Here is a 13767-nt window from a genome sequence, read left to right on the forward strand (position 1 = left end):
TAGCCGCTTCATCGCCCCCCACCGTGCTGCCGACGAGGGCCCCGGATCAACATGTCTGCCAAGCACCGCTGGATCAGCACTTCGATGGCCGTGGGCAGCCTGTTGCTGCTGGCCGCCTGCGAGCAGAAAAACTTCGAGACCTTGCCCGCCATCCCGATCGAGCAGCTCGAGGTACTGGGTGTGCAGACACCGATCAAGAGCGTGCACTTTCGTGACCGCGACGGTGAAGGCCTGCTGGTATTGAGCCGCAGCGATGGCCAGGCCAGCGACCCGGAAAGCGAGCAGGAAGTGGACAAGGTGGTACTCAAGGCCACGCTTTACGGGCGCACCGCCGAAAACGACGCGTTCAAGGCGCGCTGGCAGATCGAACAGGAAACCACCTGCCCGGGCCTGGACCTGGACGTGGACTTCTATAACGACGTAAGCGATGTCGGCGACCTGAACAAGGACGGCGTCGCCGAGGTGACGGTCGCCAGCCACGCCTTCTGCGGCGGTGGCATCGACCCGCACGACATCGCCATCGAGATGCGCGAAGGGCAGGCCAGCTACAGCATCACCGGCCAGTCGCTGATCACCCCGGCGGGTGAAGAGCCGATCGGCGGTGAGCGTGAGGACAGCGCTTCGCTCAAGGCCGCGCCGCAGGTGCTGCGCGAGCACATGGACGCGGTCTGGCAGCAGGTGTACAAGCGGCCCTGGAGCGAGGCCAGCCCGCCAAGCGACGACGACCCTGACGACGAAGCCGAATAAGTGTTGTGCCTGCCATCAAGATAATCCCGCGCCTGCCGATACAGGGGGCATAGGAGAACGTCCATGCTGCCACCGATCATTCCGCTCAGTGCCGCGCCGGTGACCTCGCAACAGGACCCGGTCAAGCCGACACCCGACATCAAGCCGGTGGTGCCGACGCAGCCTGCATCCGGTGAAAGTGCCATCGACCTCAAGCACCAGCGTGACCCGCAGGAGCAGGCGCTGCTGCTGCGCGACGAGCAGCGCCGCCAGCAGCAACGCCGGCAGAAGGGCGACGACGAACGCTACAGTGCGATGCCGGGTGACGAGGTCAACGCCGACAACACCGTGCCGGTGGCGCCGTTGATGGGCGAGCATGTACGCCAGGGGCTGCTGGTGGACATCGAAGTCTGACATGGGGCTGGTCAGCGCCAGCGCCTGGCTTCATCATGCAAGTCTCAGTTGATCGTCGAGCCCACCCATGAGCCAAGACAACCTCATCGATTTCGATGCCGAACGCGCCAAGCGCGTCCACGACCTCAAGGAAAAGCGCCTGAACGAGATGCGCAATGCGTTCGAGCAGGCCCTGCCGTTGAACACCGCCAAGAAAAAGAAGCCCAAGGGCAAACCGAAGAAGCGCTGAAACTTGACGCAGGTCAACCCTGCACCCGCCTCGCGTGCCCGGCCCCGGGCACCATTGACACCGATCAATTTTCCCCGCCCCCACATTGGTTAACTTGCACCCATCGGACAACGGCAAACGAATGGGGAGGCCAGCATGTTCTTCGACAACGTGGTTATCGCCGGAGTGGTAACGGTCGGGTTGATGGTCGTCTTCTTTGCCGGTCTGGGCATTTTCATCTGGAAGGACTCGAACAAGCGCAAGCCGCGCTGACCTTCCGGGTACACGAGCACGCAAGGCATTTAGGGCGACTTCGGTCGCCCATTTTTTTGCCTGCAATTTTTGTGTTGCCTGTACCGGCCTCTTCGCGGGTAAACCCGCTCCCACAATGACTTCACAGGATTCGGACTGTGCGCGGTCCCATGTGGGAGCGGCGTGCCCGCGAAGAGGGCAGCGCAGGAGAGCCTGTCCACAACAAAGATGATTAGCTAGCTAATTAATCGTTTCCGCTTTATCCTTTCCCCAATTGTCTATCTTTCTACAAGACTATCCCCGCAAGGTCCGTCTCGTGCCCATCACCCTCCAGGCCCTGTTCGCCCCCAGCAGCCTCGCCCTCAAGTTCGCCATCAAGACCCTGCTCGGTGGCGGCCTGGCGCTGTGGCTGGCGATGCGCTGGGGGCTGGAGCAACCGTCCTGGGCACTGATGACCGCTTTCATCGTCGCCCAGCCGTTGTCGGGCATGGTGGTGCAGAAGGGCCTGGCGCGGTTGGCCGGTACCTTGGTCGGCACGTTTGCGTCGGTGCTGTTCATCGGCCTGTTTGCCCAGACCCCATGGCTGTTCCTGCTCACCTTGGCCCTGTGGCTGGCCCTGTGCACCGCCGCCTCCACCCAACTGCGCAGCGCCTGGGCCTATGCCTTCGTGCTGGCAGGCTACACCGCGGCGATCATTGCCCTGCCGGCCATCGACCACCCGTTGCAGGTGTTCGACCAGGCCGTGGCGCGCTGCACCGAGATCTGCCTGGGTATCTTCTGTGCCACCGCCAGCAGTGCCTTGCTCTGGCCCATGCGGGTAGAGCAGCAACTGGGCGGGCAGGCCCGCCAGGCTTGGCAGAACGGCCTGCAGGCCGCCAGTGCCATGCTGGGCGGCGAAGACGAGGCGCGCAAAGGCCTGCTGGAAAGCCTGGGGCGTATCGTTGCCATCGACAGCCAACGCGAACACGCCTGGTTCGAAGGCAACCGCGGGCGCCAGCGCGCTCGCGCCATTCGTGGCCTGAGCCAGAAACTGATGGTGCTGTTGCGCATTTCCCGTTCGGTGCGCCGGCAGTGGCGGCAACTTGATGAGCGCGAGGCCGAACGCCTGGCACCCTGGCTGGAGGAAGTGCGTGCACTGCTGGGCAAGCCCGACCAGCCGAGCCTGTTGTTGCTGCGCCAGCGCATCTGGGATGCTGCCCACGATGAACAGATCAGCCCGGCGGAGCACTTCTGCCTGGCGCGCATGGCGCTGCTGCTGGACTACGCCATGGCTGCCAGCCAGGCGCTGGACGATGTGGAGGCGGGCAGGGCGCCCAAAGATGTGTCCCAAGGCCTGGCCGCGCACCGCGACTGGTCGCTGGCTTTGCTGTTCGGCTCACGCAGTGCGCTGGCCTTTCTGGTAATGAGTGGCTTCTGGCTGGCCACCGCCTGGCCTTCGGCACCAGGTGGCCTGGTGCTGACCTGCGTGGTCTGCAGCCTGTTCGCCAGCCGCGAGAACGGCGCGCAGATCGGCCTGAGCTTCTTGCGTGGGATTTTCCTGGCGATACCTGCGGCGTTTCTGGTCGGGCAGATTCTGCTGCCGCAATGGAGCAGCTTCGCCATGCTCTGCCTGGGCATGGGCGTGCCGCTGTTTCTTGGCGCGCTGGGCATGGCTCACCCGCGGACCGGGGCCACGGCCACCTCCTATTGCCTGCATTTCATCGTGCTGGTGTCGCCGCTCAACGCCATGCAGTTCGGCGTGGCCACCATGCTCAACAGTGCCTTGGCCATGCTGGTGGGTGTATCGGCGGCGGTGATGGCCTTCCGTTTGTTGGTGTTCCGCCACCCGGCCTGGCTGGGCCGGCGCCTGCGTGCGGCGACCCAGAACGACCTGGTGCGCCTGACCCGGCGCGACCTGCGCGGGGCCGACAGCTGGTTTGGCGGGCGCATGGCCGACCGCCTGATGCAACTGGCGCGGCATGCCGGCGAACTGCCCGAGAGCGAACGCAAGCGCTGGGACGACGGCCTGCACGGCCTGGATATCGGCGACGAACTGGTGCACCTGCGCATGTGCCTGGCGGTTGCCCAAGCCCCGTTGGGGCGGGCCGAGCGCGAATACCTGCAGCAGGTAGAGGCCGTGCTGGCCAAGGGGCCGGCGCCCGGGCGAGGTCAGCGCCTGGATGCCGCCAGCGAACAGTTCATTGGCGCCTTGCGCCGTCTACCCTCAAGCGATCCGCTGCGGTTGGCCGAAGGGGCGGTGCTGCAACTGCAGAAGAGCTGGGGCAAGTGGTGCCACTGGCAGGAGGAAGCCCATGGGGTTGCGTGAGTGGGAAGTGGGCGGCGTGCTGTTCAGCCCCTTCCTTGTTTATGTGTTGCTGGCGCTGGTGCTTACCGGGTTGTTGCGTCTGCTGGTGCAGGCCACGCCGTTGGGGCGCTGGATCTGGCATGAAGCGCTGTTCGACGCGGCGTTGTTCGTTTGTGTGCTGTTCCTGGTGGTGCGACTGCTGGGAGCTTTATAAAGGAGTGTTTCGATGCGTGCGGCCGTACGTACCCTGGTCACCTTGTGTGTAGTGGCCCTTGCCGTGTTCGCCGGCTATCAGCTGTGGCAGTACTACATGCTCACCCCCTGGACCCGCGATGCCCGTGTGCGCGCCGATGTGGTGGTGATCGCCCCTGATGTGTCCGGCTGGGTGCGCGAGCTGAAGGCCCGTGACAACCAGCAGGTCAAGGCCGGCGACCTGCTGATGAGCATCGACCGCGAACGCTTCCAGGCGGCCTTCGACCAGGCCAGCGCGGTGACCGAGACCCGCAGTCAGCAACTGCGCCTGCGCGAGCGTGAAGCGGCCCGGCGTACCGCCCTTGGGCCGGAGGCGATCAGTGCCGAATTGCGGGAAAACGCCCAGATCAATGCGGCCATCGCCCGTGGTGAGCTGCATGAGGCCGAGGCACAGTTGCAGGTTGCCAGAATCAACCTGGCGCGCAGTGAAGTGCGGGCACCGCGCAGCGGGCATATCACCAACCTGCGCCTGGCCGAGGGCAACTATGTGAACACCGGGGAATCGGTGATGGCCCTGGTGGACGATTCAACCTTCTATATCCAGGCCTACTTCGAGGAAACCAAGCTGCCGCGCATTCGTGTGGGGGATGCGGTGAAGGTCTGGCTGATGGGCGCAGGCGAGCCGATGCAAGGGCATGTAGAGAGCATCAGCCGTGGTATCACCGACCGCAACAGCAACCCCGACAGCCAGTTGCTGCCGGAGGTTGAACCGACCTTCAACTGGGTGCGCCTGGCGCAGCGGATACCGGTGAGGATTCGCCTGGACCAGGTGCCGGAGGGGGTGACCCTGAGTGCGGGGATGACGGCCAGTGTGCAGGTGCATGAGGAGCAGAATCAGCCGTGAGGGCCAAGGGGGCTGCTGAGCAGCCCATCGCGACACAAGGCCGCTCCTACAGGCGATCGCGTATTCCCCGTGCGATTGCGTATTCTTGTAGGAGCGGCCTTGCGTCGCGATGGGCCGCAAAGCGGCCCCAGATTCTCGATTTCAGAGGAACATCCCGCCTGAAACCTCCAGCCGTTGCCCGTTGATCCAGCCATTGCCATCTTCGAGCAACAGCGCAATCGCTGCCCCGATATCATCCGGCAAGCCCACCCGCCCCAGCGCCGTGTTGCCGGCAATGTATTCATTCACCTGGCGGTTGTCCCGCACCACGCCGCCGCCAAAGTCCGTCTCGATCGCCCCCGGCGCCAGAATGTTCACGCGAATACCACGCGCGCCCAGTTCCTTGGCCTGGTAGCGGGTCAGCACCTCCATCGCCCCCTTCATCGCGGCATAGGTGGCATACCCCGGCAGCGCAAAGCGCGCCAGGCCAGTGGAAATGTTGACGATGCGGCCATTGTCGACCAGCAGCGGCAGCAGGCGCTGGGTGAGGAAGAACGGTCCTTTCAGCTGGATATTCAGCAACTGGTCGAACTGCGCCTCGCTGGTTTCGGTGTATGGCACGTTCAAGCCGATCCCGGCATTGTTCACCAGAAAGTCGAAACGCTCGCGACCGAAGTGTTGCTGCAAGGTTGCCCCCAGGCGTTGGGCGAAGCCGGCAAAGCTGGCGCTGTCGCTGACGTCCAGTTGCAACATGGCGGCCTTGACCCCGGCCTGCTCCAGCCGCACGGCCACGGCCTGGGCTTCCTCGGCCTTGCTGTGGTAGGTGCCGATGACATTGATGCCGCGTGCGGCCAGGTGTTCGGCAGTGTTGCGGCCCAGGCCGCGGCTGGCGCCAGTGATCAGGGCAATCTTGCGGGTCATGGTGAAAACCTCATGGTGGGCTGATGAGCACAGGTTATTGGTCGGTGTTGTGCTGTTAAATCCAGCAAATATGGAAATACTGTTCGGTAAAACCGGATAGACGAGGTTCAAGTGAACAAGCTGGAGTTGTTGCGCACCTTTGTGCGCGTGAGCGAGGTCAGCAGTTTCACCCTGGCTGCCGAGAGCCTGGGGCTGCCCCGTTCGACCGTGTCGGAGCAGGTCAGGGCGCTGGAGCGTTTGCTGGGTACGCAGCTGTTCAACCGCACCACCCGCCGGGTGCAGGCAACCCAGGATGGCGCCTTGCTGTACGAGCGCAGCAAGGACCTGCTGTCGGGCATGGACGAGATCGAGAGCCTGTTCTGCGCCGACGACGCCGAGCTGGCCGGGCGCCTGCGGGTCGACCTGCCGACCATGATGGCCCGCCGGGTCATCATCCCGGCGCTGCCGCAGTTTCTGCAGCGCTTCCCGCGCCTGGAGGTGGAGCTCAGTTGCACCGACCGCCAGGTCGACCTGCTGCGTGAAGGCTTCGATTGTGTGATGCGCATTGGTGCCCTGCATGACCTGGACGTGGTGGCGCGCCCGGTCGGGCAACTGAGCATGCGCAACTGTGCCAGCCCTGCCTACCTGGCCCGCCGTGGCGTGCCGCGCACGCTGCAGGACCTGGCCGAGCACCACCTGGTGCATTACGTGCGCACCCTTGGGGGGCGCAGTGCCGGTTTCGAATACCTGCAGGGCGGTGAACTGCACTTCCAGGCCATGGCCGGAGTGGTCACGGTCAACAATGCCGAGGCCTACTCGGCGGCCTGCCTGGCCGGGCTGGGGTTGATCCAGGTGCCGGCGGTGGGCGTGGCCGAGCACCTGCAGCGCGGTGAGCTGGTTTCGGTACTGGAAGGCTGGCAGGCCCCGGCCATGCCCGTGTCACTGCTGTATGCCCGGCAACGGCACGTGCCACGCCGGGTGCAGGCCTTCATGCAGTGGCTGGGCGAGGTGCTGCATTCGCAGGTTGACGGTGGCCGCTGATTGATGAAAAGCGTGGCGCCTGTGCGACGGCCTGCGTTAGGCTGCCAGTCACGAGTTGCCCGGCAGAGGCAACCACCCCCGCCTGGCGTGCGTATCTTCCGATTTCATTGCGAGGTTACGTCATGGCCATCACTTCCCAGGACATCTGCAACGCTGCCGACCAGCTCAAGGGCTTCGTCGGTTTTCATGGCAAGCGCGGTGTGCACATCGTGCGTTTTTCCGAAGATTCGTTCGGCATGGACGTGGCCGACGCCAGCATCACGCCCTGCAACGAGTTTGTCTGGCGGCCCGAGCAAGGGCAGCGCATGGCCCTGTGCCGCGAACGGCTGGCGCTGTTGCTGGAGCAGCATGTGGATGACCGTTTGAACATCGGTGAACCGCTGCGCACCTACCTGCGCCGGCGCGACCTGCCGGAAATCGTGGCAGAGCGCAGCTTGCAGCAGCCGTGCTGAAAATCCCTGTGGGAGCGGGCGTGCCCGCGAAGAATGCAACGCGGTGTATGGCACCGGCTTCGCCGGTGTTCGCGGCGGTTCGACGCCTCGACGCGCCCGCTCCCACATGGACTGCGCAAGCTTTCAAACTTACGCTACAGGTAGGGCGCCGAACGCTGGGATGCCTGCTGCAACAACGCCTCGAGCCCCGCACTGTCCAGCGGCCTGCTCAGGTAATAGCCCTGCACTTCATGGCAACGGTCCTTCTGCAATGCCCTGAGCTGCTGCTCGCTTTCCACCCCTTCGGCCGTCACCGTCAGCCCCATCGCTTCGCCCAGGTTGATGATGGCCTGGACCACGGCGCGGTCGCTGCCAGCGGTGTTGTTCAGCCCGCCGATGAAGCGTTTGTCGATCTTGATGCTGTCGAACGGGTAGGTGCGCAGGTAGCCCAACGACGAGTAGCCGGTGCCGAAGTCGTCCATGTTCAGGCGCACCCCCAGCTCCTTGAGCGACAGCATGGTGCCCAGCGCGCCTTCGATGTCATTGAGCATCACGTTCTCGGTGATTTCCAGCTCCAGGCGCTGGGCAGGGAAGGCGGTTTCCAGCAGGATCTCGCGTACATCGGCCACCACATCGCTGCGCAGGAACTGCGCCGGTGACAGGTTCACGGAAACCAGTACATCGGCGGGCCAGTCATGGGCGGTGCGGCAGGCTTCGCGCAGCACCCAGCGGCCCAGCGCAACAATGATGTCACTCTGTTCGGCCAACGGAATGAAGGTGTCCGGCCCCAGCAACCCCTCCTGCGGGTGCTGCCAGCGCAGCAAAGCCTCGACCGCGACGATGCGCAGGTCGCTGAGGCGATAGCGCGGCTGGTAGTGCAGCTCGAATTCCTGGTTGCGCAGGGCCCGCCGCATGTCGTTCTCCAGTTGGCGGCGGTACTGGATCTGCTGGTTCATTTCGGCAGCGAAATAGCGCCAGGTGCACTTGCCGTCGGCCTTGGCCTGGTACAGGGCGATATCGGCGCAGCGGATCAGCTCGCCGGCATCGAAGCCTTGGGTACGGGTCTGGGCGACACCGATACTGGCGCCAACGTGCAGGGGCTGGTTATCGAAGATGATCGGTTGTTGCAGCAGGCTGATCAGGCGCGCACAGAAGCGGTCGATCTCGCTGCGGTTGTCCATGCCGCCAAGCACCAGGAGGAACTCGTCGCCGCCCAGGCGCGCGACCAGGTCGCCATCGCGGGTGCTGTCGCGCAGGCGTGTTGCTACCTCCTGCAGTACGGCGTCACCGGCGGCATGGCCGAGGGAGTCGTTGATCGGCTTGAAGTTGTCCAGGTCCAGCAGCAGCAAGGTCAGTGGCGGCGAATCACTGCCGCGCAACAAGGCCTGCTCGAGGTGCCGGGCGAGCTTGTTGCGGTTGGCCAGCCCGGTCAGCGGGTCGTGCAGCGACAGGTGCTGGATGCGCGCATGAGCGTCGACTTCGTCGGTGATGTCGCTGGCGGTGCCGCGAAAACCGACGGGCTTGCCGTCGTACCAGATGGCGCGGGCCGATATCCGGCAGTAGCGGTTCTGGCCATTCTGGTCGCGGTAGGTGCAGCGCAGGTTGGCCAGTTGTTGCGGGTCGGCCGCGGCCAGGGCATCCAGCCACGGCGAGAGCGGCGTGGTATCGCAGGCCAGCAACTGATTGAGCGGGTGGCCGAGCCAGTCGTCCACCGGGTAGCCGGTGACATTGACGAAGCGTTGCGAAAGGTAGGTCAGGCGTTGTTGCCGATCGGTTTCCCAGATCCAGTCGGAGGCCGACTCGGCCACCGCGCGAAAACGCTGCTCGCTGGCCTCCAGGGCCTGGTTGCTCTGCTGCAGATCGGCGAGCGTGAGGTCGATCGCCCGCGAACTGCGCAAGGCATGGCGGAACAGGTACAGCATGACCAGGCCGAGTATCAGCAAGGCACCCGCCAGCGGCGGCAACACTGCACGCAGCAACTGGTGTCCTGGCAGCGGGCTGCTCCAGGACAGGTGGTAGCCGGTATCGCCGAGGTCGATGCGCAGGTGCCCGTGCTCCCGCACATCATCGTTTTCCACATGCATGCCGGTCAGGCCGGCACCGCTGCTCAGCTGTGCCAGCTTTTCCTCGGTGAGCTGGTCGACGAACAGCATCACCGGCGCCTGGCGCACCTCACTATCGGTGACATCCCGGTCCGGGCGCACCGCCGCGGCACTGAGCACTGCCGGCCAACCGTTGAACAGGACGAAACGGGTGATCTGTTCACGTGGGATGGCCGCCGCCCGAGCCTGGTCGATGATTGGCTGCAGCGCTGCATCAATATAGGTATTGGCCGCTGCCTGGGTAGGCTGGCCTTTGAACAAACCGTAGGTGGTGCGAGCGTCCTCCACCACGAACACCCCTTCATAGCCGCTGGCGCTGTACAGCGACTCGCCCACGTTCTTTTCTTCGTAGGCCCATTTCCAGTCGGCCTGGCCCGCCAGGTGTTCGAAGGCAGCATCCCACACGGCATAGCTGGACAGGAACTGGCGCGAGGCGAGCAGCCGTTGCTCCAGCGCCTTGGTTGCCTGCGAGGCACTGCGCTGGCGTTCCTGATGGTCAAGAGTACCCGCGATATTGAACAGGGCGCCGAGGATGATCAGGCAGGCCAGACCGAAAACTGCGCTGAAGCCGGCAATCAGGCGACGCACCTGGAAGCGTGGTGTGGGGCTGGCGGGTGGAAGGTTGGCGGTCCTGGCCATGCGCGAGCGGCTCCTTCAGGCAGCCTCCCGCCAGTTGGTCAGGAAGGAGGTTCAATCAGGATAGGCCAGCCTGAGCGCCGCAGCGTCTCTGTGGGCAAAATTGACCTGGTCGCGTCCGGCATGCTTGGCGGTGTACAGCGCCTTGTCCGCCTGTTCGAGCCAGTGTTCGGGTGACTCCAGGTCGGCCTCGAATGCCGAAAGGCCGATGCTCAGGCTGATGCGCAGGTGCGGCAACTGCGGGTTACGGTAGCTGGCGACCTGCTCGCGCAGGCGCTCCATGGCCTGGCAGGCTTGGGCCTCGCTGGTGTCCGGCAGGATCACGCAGAATTCGTCACCACCGTAACGCCCGGCCTGGTCGCCTTCGCGCAGATTGCGCCGCAGCTCGGCGCCGAGCTGGCGCAGCACACAGTCGCCGACCACGTGGCCGAAGGTGTCGTTGATGGTCTTGAAGTGGTCGATGTCGATCAGGGCAATCACCGCGTGCCCCTGTTGCTGCTGGCAAGCCTGGAACTTCAGCAGCAGCAGGTCTTTCCAGGCGCCGTGGTTGAGCAGACCGGTCAGGCTGTCGGTAAGGCTCAGGGTGCTCAGCCGGCGCTTGTGGTCGGCCAGCTTGATCGCCAACTGGTAGCAGACCCAGCCCAGCGCCAGCGGGTAGAGGGTCAACATCGGCAGGCAGGCATAGACCTGCAGGGGCGTCGCATTCAGTTGCAGGCCGGGGCCCAGCAGCAGGATCGCGACGAGCATGCCCGCCAGCTGGGCCAGCACCCCGCGAACGACCATGCGCTTGCCGCCGGCGGCGACGTTGTTCATGGTCATCATCGACAGCACGGTCACGCTGGGCAATGGATTGAAATGCATGGCGGCGGTCCAGAACCCACCCATCAGGGAGTCCAGCACCAGGTTGCGCTGTTCTGCCTGGTAGGGCATTGCTGAACGGGCGGCCCACAGGTAGGCCACATGCGGCCATACCAGGCCGTTGAACAGTACCAGCAGCCATGCCCAGGTGGGCGGTGACAGCGGCGCCATGGCGGCCATGACGCTGAACAGGCCGATCCCCAGGCCGATGACCCGCGGCAGGTAGATGCGTTTGGCGAATGAAAGGCCTTTGCCGCTGCGTTTATCCATCTTGGTCATCGTTCTTCTGCTGAAGCACCGTTTATCGCATAACTCGCATGAATATTGTTGAACAGTGTTTCATCGACGAAAAATGACCTTACAAGCCAATTCACGGTTGATCCGATCACTGTGGGGTAACATGAAGGCTTTCCTGTTGCTCGGAGTGTTGCTGATGGTCCCTTTGGCCAACCCTGCCGGCGAGCCGGCGCCTCAGCGGGAAGGGCGCTTTCACAATCAGGCGTCGTTGCCACAGGATGGCGTATTGAAGAAGCTGCGCATCGGGCTCAAGTACCTGTTCCTGCGCAAACCGCCGGAAACCCGGCCGGCCACCCCGGTCAGCCTCCAGCCCATGACCCGCCAGCAGGTGCTCGATGCGCCCGACCGCAGCCTTTGGCGCCTGGGCCATTCCACGGTACTGCTCAAGCTGCGCGGGCGCTTCTTTATTACCGACCCGGTATTCGCCGAGCGCGCCTCGCCGGTGCAGTGGGCCGGCCCACTGCGCTTCCATGCGCCGCCCCTGGCGCTGGACCAGTTGCCGCCGTTGGCTGCGGTGGTACTGTCCCACGATCACTTCGATCATCTTGACGAACAGGCGATTCGCCAACTTGCACCGCGCACCAGTGTGTTCCTGGCGCCGCTTGGCGTAGGCAACCTGCTGATGACCTGGGGCGTAGCACCGGCAAAGGTGCGGCAGCTGGACTGGTGGCAGGAAAGCGAGGTCGAGGGTGTGCGCTTTGTCGCCACCCCGGCTCAGCACTTTTCCGGGCGTGGGCTGCTGGACAGCAACCGGACCTTGTGGGCGTCGTGGGTGATCGTCGACGAGGATGTGCGGGTATTCTTCAGTGGCGATACCGGCTACTTCGATGGGTTCAAGCAGATTGGCGAGCGCTTCGGGCCGTTCGACCTGACCCTGATCGAGACCGGGGCCTACAACGTCGCCTGGCCCGATGTGCACATGCAGCCGGAGCAGAGCCTGCAGGCCCATCTGGATCTACGCGGGCGCTGGCTGTTGCCGATTCACAACGGCACCTTCGACCTGTCCATGCATGGCTGGCAGGAGCCGTTCGAGCGCATCCTGGCGTTGGCCAACCAGGCACAGGTGCGCCTGAGCACGCCGCAGATGGGGGAGCGGGTCAGCCTCGACTCTCCGCACGCCGGGCAGAACTGGTGGCAGCCGCGGCCTGTGCGTCAGCGCGGCCAGGCGAACGAGCGCGTGGTGGCGGCACGCTGAAGTTCATTTGTTGCCGTTGTTGCGGCGCGGGGAGGGTGGCCGGTCCTCTTTCAGTAGCCGTGAGGGCGGTTTGCCGCTGTCGCTGCGCACCTGTGCATGGCTGATCAAGCCGAAGATGAAGCTGCCGCCGATGATGTTGCCCGACAGTGTCGGCAGCGCGAACTCCAGCCAGAAGCTGCTCCAGGTTTCATCGCCGGCCCAGACCAGATAGGACACCTCGACCGAGCCGACCACGATATGGGTGAAGTCGCCCAGGGCCATCAGGTAGGTGATCATCAGGATGATCCAGATCTTGGCGTGTTCCATCGACGGGATCATCCAGACCATCGTGGCGATCATCCACCCCGATACGATGCCTTTGGCGAACATCTGGCTGATATCGTTCTTCATGACCTTGCGGCCCACCTCCAGGAAGGCCACGTCGGTCTTGCTGTCGAAGATCGGCAGTTCCAGCATTACCCAGGCCACCAGCAAGGTGCCGGCGAGGTTGCCAAGCAGTACAACGCTCCAAAGGCGCAGCAGGCGCCCGAAGTTGGCCAGGGTGGGGGCGGTCATTACCGGCAACACGGCGGTCAGGGTGTTTTCGGTGAACAACTGCTGACGCGCCAGTATCACTGCAAGGAAGCCAGCGCTGTAGCCGATGCTGGCGACCACCTGAGCACTGTCCCCCTCCGGCAGACGAGCGTAGAACAGGCCCATGGCCATGAGCGACAGCCCCATGGACAAGCCTGCGGCCAGTGCCGACCACCACAGTGCGGCGAGTGTACGTTCCAGTTCCTGGTCGCCCTGGTACCGAATGATCTCGTGCAGTACTGCCGCGCGGGGCGGCTGGCTAAGGCTGACTTCCTGCTCCTCGTCCGCCGACAGGCCCGGGGTTTTCTCGCTTTGCGCATCGCTCATGGCCGCTACGCTCCGTGGGGGTGTTTCTCTACAGATTCGCGGCGCTTTCATTAGTTGCCGGCGAGGAGACAAACGCCGGCAGAAAGTTTTTTCAGATCAAGGTGTTGACTCTGATTTCAAAGCGCGTATTATTCGCCTCCTCGCAGCGATGAACGCTTCGAGGCAAGCGGTAAGTTATTGAGGTTGAAGGGTTTCGAAAGAAGCCGGTTGTAAAAACTTCAAAATAAACGCTTGACAGCAAATGAGGAAAGCGTAGAATGCGCGCCTCGGTTGAGGCGAAAAGCTCTTAACCAAACGCTCTTTAACAAATCGAATCAAGCAATTCGTGTGGGTGCTTGTGAGTACGGATTGATAGTCACAAAGATTATCAGCATCACAAGTGGCCATGCGAGAAATCACATAGTCATTTGAGATTGCTGAGCCAAGTTTAGGGTTTCTTAAAAACCCA

14 protein-coding genes and 1 pseudogene are annotated in these 13767 nt (G+C 63.8%); 10 read left to right on the top strand and 5 right to left on the bottom strand.

Going from position 1 to position 13767, the window contains the following annotated elements; translation table 11 throughout:
• Positions 1-51: 51 nt before the first annotated feature.
• The 7 genes from CAG00_RS23735 (at position 52) to CAG00_RS23755 (ending at position 4980) form a co-directional block, all read left to right on the top strand.
• Complete coding sequence (locus CAG00_RS23735) at positions 52-747, top strand: M949_RS01915 family surface polysaccharide biosynthesis protein (protein WP_025340349.1); 696 nt, start codon at positions 52-54, stop codon at positions 745-747.
• Positions 748-810: 63 nt separating this feature from the next.
• The gene (locus tag CAG00_RS23740) at positions 811-1140 is read left to right on the top strand and encodes an aspartate-semialdehyde dehydrogenase (protein ID WP_085590175.1); all 330 of its coding nucleotides are present in this window, start codon (positions 811-813) and stop codon (positions 1138-1140) included.
• A 67-nt stretch (positions 1141-1207) separates the two neighbouring features.
• A complete protein-coding gene (locus tag CAG00_RS28900; protein ID WP_075046112.1) occupies positions 1208-1369 on the top strand; it encodes a hypothetical protein in 162 nt (53 codons plus the stop codon).
• A gap of 135 nt (positions 1370-1504) precedes the next feature.
• Positions 1505-1621, top strand: coding sequence for a cytochrome c oxidase subunit CcoM (gene ccoM / locus CAG00_RS29215; RefSeq protein ID WP_025340347.1), 117 nt, complete (start codon positions 1505-1507; stop codon positions 1619-1621).
• A 295-nt stretch (positions 1622-1916) separates the two neighbouring features.
• Positions 1917-3905 (top strand): FUSC family protein, encoded by a 1989-nt coding sequence (locus CAG00_RS23745; RefSeq protein WP_085665467.1) that lies wholly within the window; start codon positions 1917-1919, stop codon positions 3903-3905.
• The gene (locus CAG00_RS23750) at positions 3892-4098 is read left to right on the top strand and encodes a DUF1656 domain-containing protein (protein ID WP_046614712.1); all 207 of its coding nucleotides are present in this window, start codon (positions 3892-3894) and stop codon (positions 4096-4098) included. Before CAG00_RS23745 ends, CAG00_RS23750 begins: the two co-directional genes overlap by 14 nt.
• Before the next feature lie 12 nt (positions 4099-4110).
• Positions 4111-4980 carry an HlyD family secretion protein gene (locus CAG00_RS23755; protein WP_085665468.1) on the top strand — a complete coding sequence of 290 codons (870 nt, stop codon included), beginning with the start codon at positions 4111-4113 and terminating at the stop codon, positions 4978-4980.
• A gap of 141 nt (positions 4981-5121) precedes the next feature.
• Here the strand turns inward: CAG00_RS23755 and CAG00_RS23760 are convergent, their stop codons facing one another.
• Positions 5122-5880 (bottom strand): SDR family NAD(P)-dependent oxidoreductase, encoded by a 759-nt coding sequence (locus CAG00_RS23760; RefSeq protein WP_085665469.1) that lies wholly within the window; start codon positions 5878-5880, stop codon positions 5122-5124.
• A 111-nt stretch (positions 5881-5991) separates the two neighbouring features.
• Here CAG00_RS23760 and CAG00_RS23765 point away from each other — a divergent pair, with 111 nt between their 5' ends.
• Together CAG00_RS23765 and CAG00_RS23770 are read left to right on the top strand one after the other, a co-directional pair.
• Positions 5992-6900, top strand: coding sequence for a LysR family transcriptional regulator (locus CAG00_RS23765; protein ID WP_085614173.1), 909 nt, complete (start codon positions 5992-5994; stop codon positions 6898-6900).
• Between the two features lie 122 nt (positions 6901-7022).
• Positions 7023-7352 carry a DUF2025 family protein gene (locus tag CAG00_RS23770; protein WP_085665470.1) on the top strand — a complete coding sequence of 110 codons (330 nt, stop codon included), beginning with the start codon at positions 7023-7025 and terminating at the stop codon, positions 7350-7352.
• Between the two features lie 134 nt (positions 7353-7486).
• Here CAG00_RS23770 and CAG00_RS23775 read toward each other — a convergent pair whose 3' ends face one another.
• Together CAG00_RS23775 and CAG00_RS23780 are read right to left on the bottom strand one after the other, a co-directional pair.
• Positions 7487-10072, bottom strand: coding sequence for an EAL domain-containing protein (locus CAG00_RS23775; protein ID WP_085614171.1), 2586 nt, complete (start codon positions 10070-10072; stop codon positions 7487-7489).
• A gap of 51 nt (positions 10073-10123) precedes the next feature.
• Positions 10124-11197, bottom strand: coding sequence for a diguanylate cyclase (locus CAG00_RS23780; protein ID WP_085665472.1), 1074 nt, complete (start codon positions 11195-11197; stop codon positions 10124-10126).
• A gap of 130 nt (positions 11198-11327) precedes the next feature.
• Between CAG00_RS23780 and CAG00_RS23785 the strand changes: the two genes are divergently transcribed.
• Entirely contained in the window at positions 11328-12419 is a 1092-nt protein-coding gene (locus CAG00_RS23785; protein WP_085590165.1) for an MBL fold metallo-hydrolase, read from the top strand.
• Between the two features lie 3 nt (positions 12420-12422).
• Here CAG00_RS23785 and CAG00_RS23790 read toward each other — a convergent pair whose 3' ends face one another.
• Positions 12423-13319, bottom strand: a complete 897-nt coding sequence (locus CAG00_RS23790; RefSeq protein ID WP_085665471.1) for a formate/nitrite transporter family protein — start codon at positions 13317-13319, stop codon at positions 12423-12425.
• A 174-nt stretch (positions 13320-13493) separates the two neighbouring features.
• Positions 13494-13767: pseudogene (locus CAG00_RS28965) on the bottom strand (hypothetical protein); the annotation flags it as partial.

This window comes from Pseudomonas sp. B5(2017), from assembly GCF_002112825.1.
Taxonomy (GTDB): domain Bacteria; phylum Pseudomonadota; class Gammaproteobacteria; order Pseudomonadales; family Pseudomonadaceae; genus Aquipseudomonas; species Aquipseudomonas putida_Z.